At 70.8% G+C, this 15,743-nt stretch carries 16 protein-coding genes; 10 read left to right on the forward strand and 6 right to left on the reverse strand.

Annotation, left to right across the window (positions count from 1 at the left end; translation table 11 throughout):
- Position 1: 1 nt before the first annotated feature.
- Complete coding sequence (locus tag IEZ27_RS05685; protein ID WP_189646236.1) at positions 2–1,975, reverse strand: ATP-dependent DNA helicase; 1,974 nt, start codon at positions 1,973–1,975, stop codon at positions 2–4.
- A gap of 391 nt (positions 1,976–2,366) precedes the next feature.
- Here IEZ27_RS05685 and IEZ27_RS05690 point away from each other — a divergent pair, with 391 nt between their 5' ends.
- Together IEZ27_RS05690 and IEZ27_RS05695 are read left to right on the forward strand one after the other, a co-directional pair.
- Positions 2,367–3,386, forward strand: a complete 1,020-nt coding sequence (locus tag IEZ27_RS05690) for a hypothetical protein (protein WP_189646237.1) — start codon at positions 2,367–2,369, stop codon at positions 3,384–3,386.
- Between the two features lie 63 nt (positions 3,387–3,449).
- Entirely contained in the window at positions 3,450–5,057 is a 1,608-nt protein-coding gene (locus IEZ27_RS05695) for a Na+/H+ antiporter (protein ID WP_229823360.1), read from the forward strand.
- A 108-nt stretch (positions 5,058–5,165) separates the two neighbouring features.
- On the opposite strand, the gene IEZ27_RS05700 is transcribed toward IEZ27_RS05695, so the two are convergent.
- Positions 5,166–5,423 (reverse strand): UBP-type zinc finger domain-containing protein, encoded by a 258-nt coding sequence (locus tag IEZ27_RS05700; RefSeq protein WP_229823362.1) that lies wholly within the window; start codon positions 5,421–5,423, stop codon positions 5,166–5,168.
- 156 nt (positions 5,424–5,579) lie between these two features.
- Here IEZ27_RS05700 and IEZ27_RS05705 point away from each other — a divergent pair, with 156 nt between their 5' ends.
- The 6 genes from IEZ27_RS05705 to IEZ27_RS05730 all read left to right on the forward strand — a co-directional run bounded on the left by IEZ27_RS05705 (position 5,580) and on the right by IEZ27_RS05730 (position 8,891).
- Positions 5,580–6,806, forward strand: coding sequence for an aminotransferase class I/II-fold pyridoxal phosphate-dependent enzyme (locus IEZ27_RS05705; RefSeq protein WP_189646238.1), 1,227 nt, complete (start codon positions 5,580–5,582; stop codon positions 6,804–6,806).
- A 9-nt stretch (positions 6,807–6,815) separates the two neighbouring features.
- The gene (locus IEZ27_RS05710) at positions 6,816–7,202 is read left to right on the forward strand and encodes a hypothetical protein (RefSeq protein ID WP_125635023.1); all 387 of its coding nucleotides are present in this window, start codon (positions 6,816–6,818) and stop codon (positions 7,200–7,202) included.
- Positions 7,203–7,249: 47 nt separating this feature from the next.
- Positions 7,250–7,576, forward strand: a complete 327-nt coding sequence (locus IEZ27_RS05715) for a YidH family protein (RefSeq protein WP_125635025.1) — start codon at positions 7,250–7,252, stop codon at positions 7,574–7,576.
- Positions 7,577–7,906, forward strand: coding sequence for a DUF202 domain-containing protein (locus IEZ27_RS05720; protein ID WP_189646239.1), 330 nt, complete (start codon positions 7,577–7,579; stop codon positions 7,904–7,906).
- Positions 7,907–7,965: 59 nt separating this feature from the next.
- On the forward strand, positions 7,966–8,271 hold the full coding sequence (locus IEZ27_RS05725) for a hypothetical protein (RefSeq protein ID WP_125635029.1): 306 nt from the start codon (positions 7,966–7,968) through the stop codon (positions 8,269–8,271).
- A 158-nt stretch (positions 8,272–8,429) separates the two neighbouring features.
- Entirely contained in the window at positions 8,430–8,891 is a 462-nt protein-coding gene (locus IEZ27_RS05730) for a hypothetical protein (RefSeq protein WP_189646240.1), read from the forward strand.
- Between the two features lie 35 nt (positions 8,892–8,926).
- On the opposite strand, the gene IEZ27_RS05735 is transcribed toward IEZ27_RS05730, so the two are convergent.
- Both IEZ27_RS05735 and IEZ27_RS05740 read right to left on the reverse strand, forming a co-directional pair.
- The gene (locus tag IEZ27_RS05735; RefSeq protein ID WP_189646241.1) at positions 8,927–10,759 is read right to left on the reverse strand and encodes an ABC transporter ATP-binding protein; all 1,833 of its coding nucleotides are present in this window, start codon (positions 10,757–10,759) and stop codon (positions 8,927–8,929) included.
- Positions 10,756–12,537 (reverse strand): ABC transporter ATP-binding protein, encoded by a 1,782-nt coding sequence (locus tag IEZ27_RS05740; RefSeq protein WP_229823365.1) that lies wholly within the window; start codon positions 12,535–12,537, stop codon positions 10,756–10,758. The genes IEZ27_RS05735 and IEZ27_RS05740 overlap by 4 nt, the downstream gene beginning before the upstream one ends.
- 155 nt (positions 12,538–12,692) lie before the next feature.
- Between IEZ27_RS05740 and IEZ27_RS05745 the strand changes: the two genes are divergently transcribed.
- Positions 12,693–13,172, forward strand: a complete 480-nt coding sequence (locus IEZ27_RS05745; RefSeq protein WP_189646242.1) for a nucleoside deaminase — start codon at positions 12,693–12,695, stop codon at positions 13,170–13,172.
- Positions 13,173–13,197: 25 nt separating this feature from the next.
- On the opposite strand, the gene IEZ27_RS05750 is transcribed toward IEZ27_RS05745, so the two are convergent.
- Entirely contained in the window at positions 13,198–14,310 is a 1,113-nt protein-coding gene (locus tag IEZ27_RS05750; protein ID WP_189646243.1) for a ferritin-like domain-containing protein, read from the reverse strand.
- 87 nt (positions 14,311–14,397) lie between these two features.
- Between IEZ27_RS05750 and IEZ27_RS05755 the strand changes: the two genes are divergently transcribed.
- Complete coding sequence (locus tag IEZ27_RS05755) at positions 14,398–15,030, forward strand: TetR/AcrR family transcriptional regulator (protein WP_125635038.1); 633 nt, start codon at positions 14,398–14,400, stop codon at positions 15,028–15,030.
- A 43-nt stretch (positions 15,031–15,073) separates the two neighbouring features.
- Here the strand turns inward: IEZ27_RS05755 and IEZ27_RS53670 are convergent, their stop codons facing one another.
- On the reverse strand, positions 15,074–15,529 hold the full coding sequence (locus IEZ27_RS53670) for an aggregation-promoting factor C-terminal-like domain-containing protein (protein ID WP_229823371.1): 456 nt from the start codon (positions 15,527–15,529) through the stop codon (positions 15,074–15,076).
- Positions 15,530–15,743 lie beyond the last annotated feature (214 nt).

The raw sequence follows: 15,743 nt of genomic DNA on the forward strand, positions 1-15,743 counted from the left end.
GTCAGGACTCGGTGGACAGGCGCTTGAGCGCGGCGCGGGGCACGGCGGGATCGGTCGTACGCCAGAAGGGCGGCAGCGACCCCAGCAGGAAGCCGCTGTAGCGGGCCGTGGCCAGCCGCGGGTCGAGGACGGCGATGACACCCTTGTCGTTCTGGGCGCGCAGCAGCCGGCCCGTGCCCTGGGCCAGCAGCAGGGCCGCGTGGTTGGCGGCCACCGCCATGAAGCCGTTGCCGCCCCGGGCCGCGACGTGCCGCTGACGGGCCGAGGTGAGCGGGTCGTCCGGACGCGGGAACGGCACGCGGTCGATGATGACCAGCCGCAGCGACGGCCCGGGGACGTCGACGCCCTGCCACAACGACAGCGTGCCGAACAGGCAGGTGGGCTCGTCCTCGGCGAACTGCTTGACCAGTTGCATGGTCGAGTCGTCGCCCTGGCACAACAGCGGCACGTCGAGCCGTTCGCGCAGCGCCTCGGTGGCGGCCTTGGCGGCGCGCATCGAGGAGAACAGCCCCAGTGTGCGCCCGCCGGCCGCCTCGATGAGCTCGGTGATCTCGTCGAGATATTGCTGCGGCAGCCCGTCGCGGCCCGGCTGGGGGAGGTGTTTGGCGACGTAGAGGATGCCGGCGCGCGGGTGGTCGAACGGCGAGCCCACGTCGATGCCCTGCCAGCGCTTGCTGTCGCCCAGCCCCCACTGCGCGGCCAGCCCCTCGAACGTGCCGCCGAGGGCGAGCGTGGCGGAGGTGAGCACCACCGTGCGCTCGCCGAACAGCTTGTCGCGCAGCATGCCGCTGACGCTCAGCGGCGCCACGCGCAGCGCGGGCGGACGCCGGTCGGTGGCGCCGTCGAGCCAGACCACCTCGGCCCGGTCGGCCTCCGAGGCGTGCCCGTAGGCGTCGAGCATACGTACGGCGGTGTCGTGGACCTCGTCGAGCGCGGTGAAGGCGGCCTTGCGCTGGCCTGCCTTGTCGGGGTCGTCCTTGTCGGCGTTGCGCGGGCCCATGGCGGTGACGCAGCGCCAGGCGGTGTCGCGGATGAGCTGGAGCGTGAGCCCCAGCACCTGCGGCAGGTCGTCGATGCGCCCGGGAGGCGCGGCGGCCAGCAGCGCCTTGAGGTCCTCGCCCGCCTCCATGAGCTGGTCGGCGAGCGGCTGCTCGATCAGGCGGCCGACCCGGCGTACGGCCAGCATCACCGACGCCTCCGACAGCTCGCCGGTCACCACCGAGGTCACCCGGTCGACCAGCTCGTGGGCCTCGTCGACGACCACGACCTCGTGCTCGGGCAGCACCGGCAGGTCGCCCATGGCGTCGATGGCCAGCAGCGCGTGGTTGGTCACGACGACGTCGACCTCGCCCGCGCGCGCCCTGGCCAGCTCGGCGAAGCACTCGGGGCCGCTCGGGCAGCGGGAGGCGCCCAGGCACTCCATCGAGCTCACGGAGAACTGCCGCCAGGCCTGCTCGCTCACGCCGGGCACCAGCTCGTCGCGGTCGCCGGTCTCGGTCTCCTCGGCCCACTCCTGGATGCGCTGCACCATGCGGCCGGTCGCGCTCACCTCGCGCGGGTCGAAGAGCTGGTCCTGCTCGTCATCCTCGGGCCAGCCCGCCGTCGCCTTGTAGCGGCACAGGTAGTTGCGCCGGCCCTTCAGGATGGCGAACGTCGGCTCGTGCGGCAGCTCCTTGCCCAGCGCCTCGGACAGCCGGGGCAGGTCGCGGTCGACGAGCTGGCGCTGCAGCGCGATGGTGGCGGTGGAGATCACGACGGGCGTGTCGCTGTCCATCGCGTGCCGGATCGAGGGCACGAGGTACGCCAGGGACTTGCCGGTGCCCGTGCCCGCCTGGACGGCCAGATGCTCCTCGTCGTCGATCGCCTTCTGCACGGCCTCGACCATGGTGATCTGGCCCTGCCGTTCGCTCCCTCCGAGAGCGCCGACAGCGATGCTGAGCAGTTCGTCCACTGACGGGAGATGGGAGTCCGGCACGGTCGTCAACGGTACCCGCTCTCCCGGGCCGCCGCGCCGGACGCGGCGTGTTCGGCCATGCGCATCCCGGCGTTCCCGGACCCCTCGCCGGACGCGCGTGGCACACTGTCGATCGGAACTCCAACTGGTCAGGACGATCTTGCTGGTGTGGTCAGTGGGGTTTACGGTCTGAGTGGTGAGACCGTTTAGGTAGGGTTTTCCGGGGTTGAGTGGACGAATAAAGGCTGGTTAAAGCAGTATGTCTGCCATGTCGGAAGTTGTCCCGTTGCCGTCGTTCGGCGAAGTCTTCTTCGATGCACGAGGTCAGGAGCGGTGCCTCCGGGTCACGTGGCATGAGGGCACACTCGTCCTCAGCCTGTGGCGAGGGGAGATGTGCACAGCGAGCTTCCGCATGCCGATGGACGACGTCGGCAGGCTGCTCGACACGCTCGACGATGGCTACGCCGAGGCCACGGGCGAGCAGCCGGCGGTGCCCGCGGTCGATCCGGGCATCGAGGTCATGCCGGGCACGGGGACCTACCACCGGCCGTCCCAGCACGGCCAGCAGCAGCCCCCGCAGCCCGCGCCCGACGAGCGGCCCACCGCGTCGCTGGGGCCCAACGACGTGCTGGTGGCGCGCGGCCCGGCGCCGCAGGACAAGCTGGTGGCCTCCTACAGTGAGACCACGGGCCCCAGGGAGACCCCGCCGTACGGCGGCACCCCCTTCACCGGCCCCCAGTACGTCGAGCAGCCCCCGTACCCGGGCGACCCGCTCAGCGGCCCCCACTACAGCGGCGACCCGCTCAGCGGCCCGCAGTACACCGGCGACCCCTTCAGCGGTCCGCAGTACACGGGTGACGCCTTCAGTGGCCCGCAGTACACCGGCGACCCCTTCACCGGCCCCCAGTACGTCGAGAACGAGCCGGTCTACCAGCTCCCCGGCGACCAGCGCCGCTCGACCCCGCCGCTGAGCACGGACCCGCTCGGCTTCCCGTCCCAGGCGGCCGAGCCCTTCCCGCCGGCCCAGCAGCAGTACCCCGCCGACCCGTACGGGTCCTACCAGCAGCCCCAGCCCCAGCCGCAGGCGCAGCCCCAGTCCCCGCCGCAGAGCACCGCCGGACTCGGCACGCCCATGCACGGCATCCCCGGCGCGGGCCGCAGGCACAACCCCGCGCCCGCCCAGGACTCCTACGACTCCTACGACTCCTACGGCTCCTCCGACGCCTACCAGCAGGGCTACCAGCAGACCCCGCCGGCCAACCCGGTGGACCCGCTGCTGGCGCTCGGCCGCCAGGAGCAGTACCCGCCGCAGTCGTCCGACCCGAACATGGGCCGCCCCTACGTCGCCGACCCCCTGTTCTCGACCGGCGAACGCCTGCGCCCCGACCAGCAGCAGGACTACGGCGACGGGCGCGACCGCCGGGAGTGGTGACACCCCCCTCCCGCCCGCCGGGTACGCTCACGGCAACCGCCCGGGTGAGGTAGAGGAGCGTCGTTGAATCCGACCATGGGCCTGCAACTGCTGCTGATGGCCGGTGGCGCGGTCGGGGTGGCGGCCGTGGCGCGACGGCGGGGCTGGCCGGCCCCGCTGTTGCTGGTCGCGGCCGGGTTGCTGGTCTCGCCGCTGGTGCCGGCCGTGCCGCTACAGCCGGAGCTGGTGTTGTTCGTGTTCCTGCCGCCGCTGCTCTACTCGGCCGCGCTCGACAGCTCCTACCTGCGCCTGCGTGACGTCAAGGGGGCCGTGGCGCTGTTGTCGATCGGCCTGGTGCTGTTCACCACGGCCGTGGTGGGGCTGGTCGTCCACCTGCTGCTGCCGCAGCTCCCGCTCGCCGCCGCCTTCGCCCTCGGCGCCATCATCGCGCCGCCCGACGCCGTGGCCGCCGTCGCCGTGGGCCGGCGGCTCGGGCTGCCGCGCAGGTCACTGACGATCCTCATCGGCGAGAGCCTGTTCAACGACGCCACGGCGCTGACCGCCTACCGGGTGGCCATCGGGGCGGCCGTGGGCGGCAGCATCGACCTGTTCCAGGGCGTGGCGCAGTTCCTGTTCGCGGCGCTCGGCGGGGTGGCGATCGGGCTGGCGCTGGCGTTCGTGTTCGCGTGGGTGTTCCAGCACACCCGCGACTCGCTGGTCGAGAACACGCTCATGTTGCTGATCCCGTTCGCCGCCTATCTCGCGGCCGAGTCCGTGCACGTCTCGGGGCTCGGTCCCGAGCCGGTGCACGCCTCGGGCGTGATCTCCGTGGTGGTGGTCGGCCTCTACCTGGGCAACCGCATGCACCAGCGGGGGTTCGGCACCCGGCTGGTGTCGGACGCGGTGTGGAAGGTCACCGACTTCTTCCTGGAGTCGATCGTCTTCGCGCTGATCGGCCTGCAACTCGTCACCGTCGTACAGGGCATCACCGGCTACAGCCCCTGGCAGGTGGCCGGTTACGCGCTGGCGGTGCTCGCGGTGACGATCGTGTCCAGGTTCGTGTGGGTGTTCGCGTTCACCCCCCTGGTCAAGCTCGTACGGCGAGGCGGCGACGCGCCCAGCCCGCAGCAGCGGGTGATCCTCAGCTGGGCGGGCATGCGCGGGGTGGTGTCGCTCGCGGCGGCGTTCTCGATCCCGCCGGACATCCCGGCCCGCGACCGGGCGATGTTGTTGTTCCTGACGTTCACCACGGTGATCGGCACGCTGCTGATCCAGGGCATGACGTTCCCCGCGCTGATCAGGAAGCTGCGCGTGTCGAGCGACCAGGAGCGTTACGAGGACACGCTGGCCGAGGCCGCGGCCCAGCAGGCGGCGCTGGAGGCGGGCCTGGCCGAGCTCAACCGGCTCGTGGAGCATGAGGGCGAGCCCGACGAGATCAAGAAGCAGGTCATCGACCAGCTCAGGGAGAAGTCGTGGCGGCGTTCGCTGACCGCCTGGGAACGGCTGGGCGGCGGCACCGCCCAGGGTGGCGCCGAGACGCCCAGCAGCCTCTACCGGCGGCTGCGCCGTGACATGCTCACGGCCGAGCGCGAGGTGTTCGTCCGCCTGCGCGACGAGCGGCGGCTCGACGACGAGGTGCTGCGCGAGGTGATGGCCCAGCTCGACTTCGAGGAGGCCATCCTCGAACGCTGACCACGCCGACAACGCCGAGCACCCTGACCACGCCGACAACGCCGACGACGGTGAGCACGCCGACAACGCTGACGGCCGCCCGCGTGTGGTCGCGGGCGGTCGCCCGGGTCAGCCCATCTGGCTGTCCTCGTAGCACCAGCGCCAGTTCTCGCCCGGCTCGTACGACTGGATCACCGGGTGCCGGGTCTCGTGGAAGTGCTTGGTCGCGTGCTTGTTGGGCGAGGAGTCGCAGCACCCGATGTGGCCGCACTCCAGGCAGCGCCGCAGGTGCACCCACCGGCTGCCGGCGGCCAGGCACTCCTCGCAGCCCTCGGGGGTCTTCGCCGCCGGGTCGTCGGCCTTGGAAAGATGCTCGCACATTGCCATGGGTCAAATCCTAGAACCCGGCCGTCGTCCTCTTTCGCCCAGACCTCCCCGGTCCGTGCCGTACCGGTCTGCCGGTGGACGAAGAGTGCGCGGCGGGCGGGTCGGTCGCGCAGACTCGTCCTCGAAGGGGCCCGCGTCCGGGGGGAGCGAGAAGTCATGGCCGATGTGTTCGCGAAGTGCCGGCTGCCCGAGTACCAACCGGTCAAGGATCTGGGGATCTATCCGTACTATCACGCCGTCGAGGAGCGGGCCGGCGACGGGGAGGTGGTGGTCGGCGGAAGGGTGCTGGTGCAGGCCGGGTCCAACGACTACCTCGGCCTGTCGGGGGATCCGCGGGTCAAGGAGGCCGCCGTCGCGGCGACCCGGCGGCTCGGCACCGGCAGCGGCGGATCGCGGCTGACGAACGGCTCGCTCGCGCTGCACGAGGAGCTGGAGGCGCGGCTCGCGGCCTTCCTCCGGCGTCCGGCGGTCATGGTGACCAGCGCGGGCTACCTGGCCAACCTCGCCCTGGGTGCGCTGCTGGGGCCGGGGGACGTGGTGCTCGGCGACCGGCTGGTGCACGCCTGCCTCATCGACGCCGTACGCCTGGGCGGGGCTCGTTTACGGCGTTACCGGCACAACGACCTGGAGCATCTGGAACGGCTGCTCGGCGCCTGCGACCCCGACGCCGGCCGGATGATCGTGACCGAGGGGATGTTCTCCACCTCCGGCAGCGTGTGCGACCTGCCGGGCATCGCCAAACTCGCCCGCGCGTACGGCGCCCGGGTCGTGCTGGACAGCGCGCACGACGTCGGCCTGCTCGGGACGGCCGGACGCGGCGCCGCCGAGGCGCACGGCCTGGAGGAGGCGGTCGACGTGCAGACCGTCACCTTCTCCAAGGCGCTCGGGACCATCGGCGGCGCCGTCGCGGGGCCCGAGGAGATCATCCTCTACCTGCGCCACCACGCGCGGTCCATGGTGTTCACCGCCGCGCTGTCACCCGCCTGCGCCGCCGCCGCGCTGGCGGCCCTGGAGATCGTCGCCGCCGAGCCCGAACGGCGGCGCCGCCTGCGGGCGGCGGCCCGGCGGCTGAGCGGCGAACTGGCCGGGCTGGGCTACGCCGTGACGCCGTCGGACCGCCCGGTCGTGGCCGTGCCGGTGGGGGAGGACCTGCGGTGTTTCCGGTTGTGGCGCGAGCTGTTCGACGAGGGGGTGTTCACCACGGCCATGATCTCGCCGGGGGTCCCGCCGGGGCAGGCGCTCATCCGGGTCAGCCTCACCGCCACCCACACCGACGCCCAGATCGACCGCATCGCGTCGGCGTTCGCCGCGGCGGGCCGCCGACTGGGTCTCCTGCCGTCCACGCCCGAGCGGACGCCGCCGCGCGCGGAGGACGCTGGGTAAGGTCGAGGTATGCGACTCATCAAGAGCCGGTTCGTGCCCCTGGCGCTCTTCGCCGTCTGCGTCCTGGCTGCCGGGTGCGGCGAGGTCAACGACACGATCGACAAGGCCCAGGCGTGCCTGGAGGCACCCAAGATCGTCACTGAGCTGGCGGCCAAGGTCAAGGACCTGACCGACGACCCCAAGGCCATGGAGAAGGCGCTCGACGACGCCGCCGGCAAGCTCAACGACGTGGCCGACAAGGCCGCCAACACCACCCTCAAGCAGGCCAGCGAAGACCTTGCCAAGACTTTGGGCGGGATCAACGTCCAGAACGTCAACGACGCCGTCGACGCGGCCCAGAAGGTGGGCTCCGAGGCGGTCGACTACGCCCAGCAGGTCGCCAAGGCGTGCAGCTGAAAACCTGGCTTCTCTAGGGGAAAAGGGGACGAATTACCATATAAGGCATGGAGCCCGACCCGCGTTTCACCTTGGCCAACGAACGCACCTTCCTCACGTGGCTGAGCACGGCGCTGGCACTCAGCGCGGGCGGAGTGGCCATGGCGGCGGTGCCCGCCGACGTGTTCGTCCCATGGGTACGCACGGTCCTGGCCGTCATGCTGGTGTCGCTGTCCGCGCTGGCGGCCGGTATGGCCTACCCGCGCTGGCGCAACATCCAGCGCGCGCTGCGCAACCAGGCGCCGCTGCCGCCGCCCGCCCTCGCCGCGGTCTTCGGCTACGGCATCGCCACGGTGGCGATCGTCGCCCTCGTCCTCATCATCCTGTCGGTGTAGATGTCGCAGGAGATCTGGGACCAGGGCCTGCAGAGCGAGCGCACCCGGCTCGCCTGGGTGCGTACCGCCGTGGCGCTGGCCACGGGAGGGCTCGGCGCCGCCGGGCTCGCGGTGCGGCACGGCCTGCCGGTCCTGGCCGTCGCGGGGTTCGCGCTGGCCGCGCTCTGCGGCGCCGTCCTGCTGATCAGGACCGGCGTACGGTTCCGCCGGGTCCAGGAGGCGCTGCACGGCGGGCGGCCCATCGACGCCGGCCTCGACGCGCTGTTCGCCTGGCTCGGCACCCTCAGCGTCGTGATCGGCGCCGTCACCTTCGTGCTCACGGTCCGCTGACCCCCGGGTTGCGATGTGCCCGAGGGGAGGCGGACACTCGTAGTGAGGGGGTGACCTCAGTGGAAGAAGAACGCAGGACCCTGCCTTTCGAGTGCCGCGGTTGCTGGCACGTCTGGGAAGAGGACTACCTCGTCAGGCACATCGACGACGAACACGGGAACGCCGCCGAGATCTGGTTGCGGGACGGGTTGTCGGTGCCGCCGCCGTCGTCGGGAGTGATCTGCCCGCATTGCGGCTGTCAGGCGACCACCACGTTCCCGGCCGGCTACCTCGCCCGCCATCCGGAGTTGTTCCGGGCGGCCGAGCCCGTCGTCCCGGACGCGACGCCGCTGCTCAGCCCGGTTCCGCCGCGGCGTCCGTACTGACGCGGGTTGCGCGGGCCGTGCCGACAAGTGCCGAAAAGCGGGCCTAAACCATGACACTTGGTGAGCGTTTCGTAGCTTGAAGTGTCATAAGGGGCGCCTTGCGGCGGCGTGCGGGCAGGAGCAGACTCAGGTCTAGACCATTGACTCCCCTGTCAGGGGTGATCCTCGTGCGCGACGGGTTCGAGACCCGCGAGACCTGGCCCTTCGAGTGCCTGCGCTGCCTGCGGGTCTGGGAGGAGGAATTCGTCGTCCGGCACTTCGCGGACGACCACGGTAATGAGGTCGAGATCTGGCTGAGCTCCGGCGTGGCCGTGCAGCCCCCCTGGTCGGGCACGTGCTGCCCGGGATGCGGCGCCTATCACGTGACCTCGTTCCCCAGCGGCTACCTGGCCAGGCACCCTGAGCTGCGGCCCGAGGCCGAGCTGGTGCCTGAGCTGGTGCCGGTGCCCGAGTTCGGCGCCGCTGCCGCGTCGGGGCCGGCGCTGGAGGAACCACGGACGCCCCTGCGCGGGGCGCCCGTGGCCGGCCGGCTGCTCGTCGCGATCGGGGTGCCCGTCGCCCTGTTCGTCGGGTACGAGCTGTACCGGAACCTCGTGGTCGTGACGCACGTCCACCATTAGCCCGCCGCCCGCGCGGCGGGCCGATGGTGTCCCGGCTACTGGCTCAGGCTCTCCAGCCAGGCCCGGTGCAGCCCGGCGAAGCGGCCCGAGGCGGCGATGAGCCGGTCGGGCGGCCCGTCCTCGACGACCTGGCCGGCCTCCATCACCAGCACCCGGTCGGCGATCTCCACGGTCGAGAGCCGGTGGGCGATGATCAGTGCGGTGCGGTCGGCCAGGATCGTGCGCAGCGCCCGCTGCACCAGCCGCTCGCTCGGCACGTCGAGGCTGGAGGTGGCCTCGTCGAGGATGAGCACCGCCGGATCGGCGAGGAACGCCCTGGCGAACGCGATGAGCTGCCGCTGACCGGCCGACATCCGGCCGCCGCGCTTGCCGACCTCGGTGTCGTAGCCGTCGGGCAGGCCGGCGACGAACTCGTGCGCGCCGATCGCCTTGGCCGCCTCGCGTATCTGACGGTCGGTGGCGTCCGGCATGCCGAACCTGATGTTGTCCGCGACCGTGCCGCTGAACAGGAAGTTCTCCTGCGTGACCATGACCACGGCCTGGCGCAGCGTCGCCTCGTCCAGGTCGCGCAGGTCGACGCCGTCGAGCAGGACGCGGCCCGCGGTCGGGTCGTAGAAGCGGGAGATCAGCTTGGCCAGCGTCGTCTTGCCCGCGCCGGTCGCGCCGACCAGCGCCACGCTCTGGCCACCCGGGATCGACAGGTCGAGGCCCGGCAGGATCGGCATCTCCTCGACGTAGGCGAACCTGACGCCCTCGAAGCGCACGGCGCCGCGCACCGGCTGCGGCAGCGGCTCGGGCCGCCGCGGCTCCGGCACGCCCGGCTCCTCCTCCAGCACGCCCGACAACTTCTCCAGGGCCGCGCCCGCCGACTGCAGGGTGTTGTAGAACTGGCTGAGCTCCTGCATCGGCTCGTAGAACTGCCGAAGGTAGAGCAGGAACGCGGCCAGCACGCCGATCGTGACCTCCTCGTGGATCGCCAGGTAGCCGCCGTAGAGCAGCACCCCGCCCACGGTCAGGTTGCCGATCAGCTTGATGCCGAACATGAACTCCGCGCCCAGCAACATGCTGCGCGCGTTGGCGTCCCGGTAGTCGTCGTTGAGCTGGGCGAAGATCTCCTGGTTGCGCGGTTCCCTGCGGAAGGCCTGTACGGCTCGGATGCCGGTCATCGACTCCACGAAGTGCACGATCACCAGCGCGACCGTCTCGCGCGTCCGCCGGTAGACGATCACCGACTGCCGCCGGAACCACCGTGTGAACAGCAGCAGCAGCGGCAGCGGGACCAGCGCCACCAGGCCGAGGTGTACGTCGAGGATCAGCAGCAGCGCGGCGGTGCCGAACATCGTCAGCACCGCCTTGACCAGCCCGTCGAAGCCCGACTGGAGCAGTTCGGAGATGGCCTCGATGTCGGAGGTCAGCCGGGAGATGACCCGGCCCGAGGTGTACTTCTCGTGGAAGTTCAGCGACAGCCGCTGGAAGTGGTCGAACACCCGCCTGCGCAGCTCCAGCAGCACGCTCTGGCCGATCTTCCCCGACAACCGCAGGAACGCCTGCCGGGTGAGCGCCTGCGTGACGGCCGCGGCCAGGATGACCCCGACCACGGTCAGCAGGACCCCGGTCCCGGCCCCGCGGGTCATCGGCGGGATGCCGTCGTCGATCCCCACCTTGACCAGGTACGGGATCGCCAGCCCCGCCGCGTTCGAGACGACGATGATCGCGGTGAGCAGCGCGATGGGCCGGCGGTAGGGGCGCAGCAGGTCGCCGAGCAGTTTGCGGGAGCGCTCCCGCAGGAGCACCGACACCCTCTCGGGTAGTTCGTCCTGCTCCTCGGAGGCGACGCCGCGCCAGGAGGACACGGGGGTGGTGGTCATCGCAGCGCTCCTTCCGAGGGGTCGAAGTCGGCGTCCTGGGCCAGCAGCTCGCGGTACTCGGGCACGTCGGCCAGCAGTTCGTGGTGGCGTCCGACGTGGGTGATGGTGCCGCCGCGCAGCAGGGCCACCTTGTCGGCCAGCAGCACGGTCGAGGCCCGGTGGGCGACGACGATGCCGGTCGCCTCGCGCAGCACGTGCCGCAGCGCCTCCTCCACCAGCGCCTCGGTCTCCACGTCGAGCGCGGACAGGGTGTCGTCGAGGACCAGGACCCTCGGCTTGCTCAGCACCGCCCGTGCCAGGGCGAGCCGTTGCCGCTGCCCGCCGGACAGCGACAGGCCCTGCTCGCCGATGCGGGTGTCGAGGCCCCAGGGCAGGTCGTACACGAAGCCGGCCTGGGCGGTGGCGATCGCGTCGGCCAGTTCCTCGTCGGTGGCGTCGAGGCGGCCGAGCATGAGGTTCTCGCGCACGCTCATCGAGAACAGCGTCGGTTCCTCGAACGCGGTGGCCACCAGCGAGCGCAGCGTGGTCAGGTCGAGGTCGCGCACGTCCTCGCCGTCGATCGTCACGCGGCCGGAGGTGGGGTCGATCAGCCGGGGCACCAGCGCGGTCAGGGTGGTCTTGCCCGCGCCCGTCGCGCCCACGACGGCCACCGTCTCGCCCGGCCGTACGTCCAGCCAGACGTCGTTAAGCACCGGCTCGTCCGCGCCGGGGAAGGTGAACCCGACGCCCTCGAACCGCAGGTGGCCGCGGGGCAGCTCGATCGTGCGGCTGCCGCCCTCGATGGCCGGGACGGTGTCCATGACCTCCATGACCCGGTCGGCGGAGGTCATCGCCTCCTGCGCCATGGCCAGGATGTAGCCGAGGCTGGCGATCGGCCACACGAGCTGGAGCATCAGGGTGGTGAAGGCGACCAGCGTGCCCAGCGTCATCGAGCCGGAGCCCACCGCGAGGGCGCCGAGCAGCAGCACCAGGGCGAGGGTGACGTTGGGGATCACTTCGAGGAAGGCGAAGAACCTGGCCGACAGGGTGGCCTTGTCGACCGAGGTGCCGTACACCTTGCGGGCCGCCTCGTCGTAGCGGTCGAAGACGTGGTGGCGGCGGCCGAAGGCCTTGATCGTACGGATGCCGATCGCCGACTCCTCGACGAGCGTGGCGAGGTCGCCCTGCTCGTCCTGGACCTGGCGGGAGATCTTGATGTAGCGCTTCTCGAACCGCAGCGAGGTCCACACGATCGGTACGGCCGAGGCCAGCACCAGCAGCCCGAGCGGCCAGTACTTGTTCAGCAGCAGCACGGTCACCGTGATGAGCTGGAGGACGTTCATCACCAGGAAGAGCATGCCGAAGCCGAGGAAACGGCGGATCGTGGACAGGTCCGTCGTGGCCCGCGACAGTAACTGGCCCGACTGCCAGTCGCCGTGGAAGCCCATGGGCAGGCGCTGGAGGTGCTCGTAGAGGTCGTCGCGGATCGCGGTCTCCAGGCCGAGCACGGGCTTGACCTGGGTCCAGCGCCGCAGGAAGATCAGCCCGGCTTCCACGACGCCCACGCCGAGGGCGATGAGACCGAGCGGGAGCAGCCCGTCGGAGTCGCCCCGCGTGACCGGGCCGTCGATGACCTTCTCGCTGATCAGGGGGAGCGCGATGCTCGCGGCGATGCTGAGTATCGCGGCCAGCCAGATGAGCACCAGTCTGGCGGCGTACGGGCGGAGGTAGGACTTCATCCGCCACAGGGAGTTGGAGGAGAGCAGGGGACGGCGAGGTGTGTCAGTATCGGGAGGCATCCCAACCAGGTTAATACGTGGGATCAACCCATTTTCGGCTGTGAAGACGGGGGTTTCCGCAGGTGACGTGCGGAAACGGGTAACGTCATGATTTTCTGCAGCAGGGCTCGACGATTGACGCGCTGCTCACCTGTCTCACCGGAACGGATGCCTGGATGATCGACGAGAGAGAACTGCCGTACCTGAGCCGCTGTGTCGAGCTGGCCGCCGAGGCGCTGGAGTCGGGGGACGAGCCCTTCGGGTCGGTGCTGGTCGCCGCGGACGGCACGGTGCTGGCCGAGGACCACAACCGGGTGGCCGGGGGCGATCGTACGCAGCACCCGGAGTTCGCGCTGGCGCGCTGGGCGGCGGCCAACATGACGCCGTCCGAGCGGGCGGCCGCCACCGTCTACACCTCCGGCGAGCACTGCCCGATGTGCTCGGCCGCCCACGCCTGGGTGGGGCTGGGACGCATCGTCTACGTGGCGTCGTCGGAGCAACTGGCGGAGTGGCTGGGCGAGCTGGGCGTCCCGGCGCCGCCGGTGAGCATGCTGCCGGTCAACGCCGTCGCGCCGGGCGTCGCGGTGGACGGGCCCGTCCCCGAGCTCGCCGGCAGGGTACGCGAGCTGCACCGCCGCTCCTGCAACGGACGGTGAGCCCGGCGGTCGGATGGTCAGGGGGTCAGGCGGAGCCGAGGGCGATCGTGTCGGCGACCTCGGCGTGCCGTTCGGCCTCCTCCTCGGCGAAGCGGGCCTCGTCCAGTTTGTCGGCGATGTCCTCGTCCTGCTTCATGAGGGCGTCGAGCGACTGGCCGGCCATCTCCAGCACGCCCATGTCCGCGTACGCCTGCTGCAGCCGCGGGCTCCACAACCCGATGTCCTTGACGCACGGGACGATCCTGCTGAACAGCAGCGAGCGGAACAGCCGCAGGTAGTCCGACTGGTCGGTGGCCCGCATGACCTCGTCGGTCTCGGCCTTCGACAGGCCCAGGTGCTCCCAGGACTCCGCGCCGCGCAGCCGGTCGCGCATCAGGTAGCAGCCCTCGATGACGAAGTCCTCGCGCTCGCGCAGCTCCTGCTCCGACAGGTTCTTGTAGTAGTCGCGCAGCGCCATCCGGCCGAAGGCGACGTGCCGGGCCTCGTCCTGCATCACGTACGCGAGGATCTGCTTGGGCAGCGGCTTGGTGGTGATGTCGCGCATGACGCCGAACGCGGCCAGGGCCAGGCCCTCGATGAGCACCTGCATGCCGAGGTAGGGCATGTCCCAGCGCGAGTCGCCGAGCGTGCTGTCCAGCAGCGACTTGAGGTGCTCGTTGATCGGGTACGCCAGGCCCACCTTCTCCTGGAGGAAACGGGCGTAGGTCTCGGCGTGGCGGGCCTCGTCCATGGTCTGGGTGGCGGCGTAGAACTTGGAGTCCAGGTCGGGCACCGACTCCACGATCCGGGCCGAGCAGATCATCGCGCCCTGCTCGCCGTGCAGGAACTGGGAGAACTGCCAGGCCGCGCCGTGCAGCCGTACGTCCTGGCGCTGCTGGGGGCCGAGCCGGTGCCACAGCGGGGTGTCGTAGATGGCGATCGTGGTGTCGGGGATGCCGAGCACGTTGTACGGGTCGACCTCAAGGTCCCAGTCGATGCGCTTGGTCGAGTCCCACTGCTTGTCCTTGCCCTTCTGGTACAAGGCCAGCATGCGGTCCCTGCCCTCGTCGTACTCCCAGGTGAACCGGCTGGCGCCGGCCATATCGACGTCCCAGGTGGAGAGCTCGGAGGGGATGGTGTAGAGATCATGCGTCGACATAGGACCTCCGCGAGGGGGATGACGTACGCTGTACGTCCACGCCTCGACCCTCGCACGTACGGTGTACGTCCGTCAATAGGATGAGCTATGACCTCGGAGCCCTTGTCCAGGCCGCGCATCGTGGCCGCGGCCATCGACCTCATCGAGCGCGAGGGAGCCGACGCGGTCTCCATGCGCCGCATCGCCGCCGAGCTCGGCGTCGGCGTGATGTCCCTCTACAACCACGTGCCGAACAAGGACGACCTGCTCAACGGCGTGGCCGAGAGCGTGCTGAGCGGGATCGGGTTCACCGACGACCCCGACGCCCACTGGACCGACCGGGTACGTGCGCAGGCGCGGGCCTTCCGGCAGATCGCCCATCACCATCCGCGCTCGACCATGGTGGTGGTCAGCCGTCAGCTCCGCTCCAACGCCGGGCTGCTGCCGGTCGAGCGGGCGCTGGCCACGCTGCGCGGCGCGGGCTTCGACGGGCCCGACGCGGTCCGGATGTTGCGCATGTTCATCGCCTTCATCGTGGGCTCGCTGCTGCGCGAGGTCGGGGTGACGCCCACGTTCGCGCCGGTCCACACCCGTACGGTCGAGCCCGCCGAGGTCGATCCCGCGCTGTTCCCCGAGGTGAGCGCGCTGGCGTCGCTGCTGGGCGAGTGCGACCACGAGGCGGAGTTCGAGTTCGGGGTCGAGCTGCTGATCCAGGCCATGGCGGTGCACGCGAAGCAGTAGTGGGAGGGCATCCGGAGCTCCCGGATGCCCTCCGGGCGGGAGATCAGTACCAGTTGTGTGATCTCCAGTGCCCCCAGGCGCCGCACGGCCTGCCGTACCTCCCCTTGATGTAGGCCAGGCCCCAGCGGATCTGCGTCTCGGGGTTGGATCTCCAGTCCTTGCCCGCGCCACGCATCTTGCCCGCGGGCAGCGCCTGCGGGATCCCGTAGGCGCCCGAGGACCGGTTGAGCGCGTGATGGTTCCAATTGCTTTCCCTGGTCCACAGGTTGTCCAGGCAGCGGAACTCCTGGTAACTCCAGGCTCGCTGGACGACCTGCCCCAAGGCGATCTTCTTGTTTCTCCCGGCGGGCCGTACGGCCGCGATCTTCGGCTGCGCTGACGTTGTCCAGGTCCGGGTCTTGATCACCGGAGGCTGGGACTCCGCCCAGGCCGGACCGGTCGTGACGCCGAACGCGCTGATGGTGAGAATAGTGCCGCTGAGCACGCGTTTGCTGTCCAAGGCGATCCTTGCTTTCGGGTCGCGTGCGGACGGGCGCCCGCTCGGGGCGCCCTGCCGGTCCTGCGTCCGTGGCTCGGACGAGGAGGGTCCGCGCGGCCTTCCGGGATCCTGTACCGCCCGATCGTGCTGGACGGCCCGGAGGGCGCCGCGACGTGTCCTCTTGCTCGATTCCTATTACGGCCGACACCGCGCAGCCGTGATCTCGACATGCGAA

The sequence above is a fragment of the Nonomuraea spiralis genome (genome assembly GCF_014648435.1).
GTDB classification, from domain to species: Bacteria; Actinomycetota; Actinomycetes; order Streptosporangiales; family Streptosporangiaceae; genus Nonomuraea; species Nonomuraea spiralis.

What these genes read in the sequence shown, in the direction of transcription:
- IEZ27_RS05690 (WP_189646237.1), top strand. Translation starts at nt 2,367, where the DNA reads ATGCCGATGGACGACGTCGGCAGGCTGCTCGACACGCTCGACGATGGC.
- IEZ27_RS05700 (WP_229823362.1), bottom strand. Translation starts at nt 5,423, where the DNA reads ATGGCAATGTGCGAGCATCTTTCCAAGGCCGACGACCCGGCGGCGAAG.
- IEZ27_RS05705 (WP_189646238.1), top strand. Translation starts at nt 5,580, where the DNA reads ATGGCCGATGTGTTCGCGAAGTGCCGGCTGCCCGAGTACCAACCGGTC.
- IEZ27_RS05710 (WP_125635023.1), top strand. Translation starts at nt 6,816, where the DNA reads ATGCGACTCATCAAGAGCCGGTTCGTGCCCCTGGCGCTCTTCGCCGTC.
- IEZ27_RS05715 (WP_125635025.1), top strand. Translation starts at nt 7,250, where the DNA reads ATGGAGCCCGACCCGCGTTTCACCTTGGCCAACGAACGCACCTTCCTC.
- IEZ27_RS05720 (WP_189646239.1), top strand. Translation starts at nt 7,577, where the DNA reads ATGTCGCAGGAGATCTGGGACCAGGGCCTGCAGAGCGAGCGCACCCGG.
- IEZ27_RS05735 (WP_189646241.1), bottom strand. Translation starts at nt 10,759, where the DNA reads ATGACCACCACCCCCGTGTCCTCCTGGCGCGGCGTCGCCTCCGAGGAG.
- IEZ27_RS05740 (WP_229823365.1), bottom strand. Translation starts at nt 12,537, where the DNA reads ATGCCTCCCGATACTGACACACCTCGCCGTCCCCTGCTCTCCTCCAAC.
- IEZ27_RS05745 (WP_189646242.1), top strand. Translation starts at nt 12,693, where the DNA reads ATGATCGACGAGAGAGAACTGCCGTACCTGAGCCGCTGTGTCGAGCTG.
- IEZ27_RS05750 (WP_189646243.1), bottom strand. Translation starts at nt 14,310, where the DNA reads ATGTCGACGCATGATCTCTACACCATCCCCTCCGAGCTCTCCACCTGG.
- IEZ27_RS05755 (WP_125635038.1), top strand. Translation starts at nt 14,398, where the DNA reads ATGACCTCGGAGCCCTTGTCCAGGCCGCGCATCGTGGCCGCGGCCATC.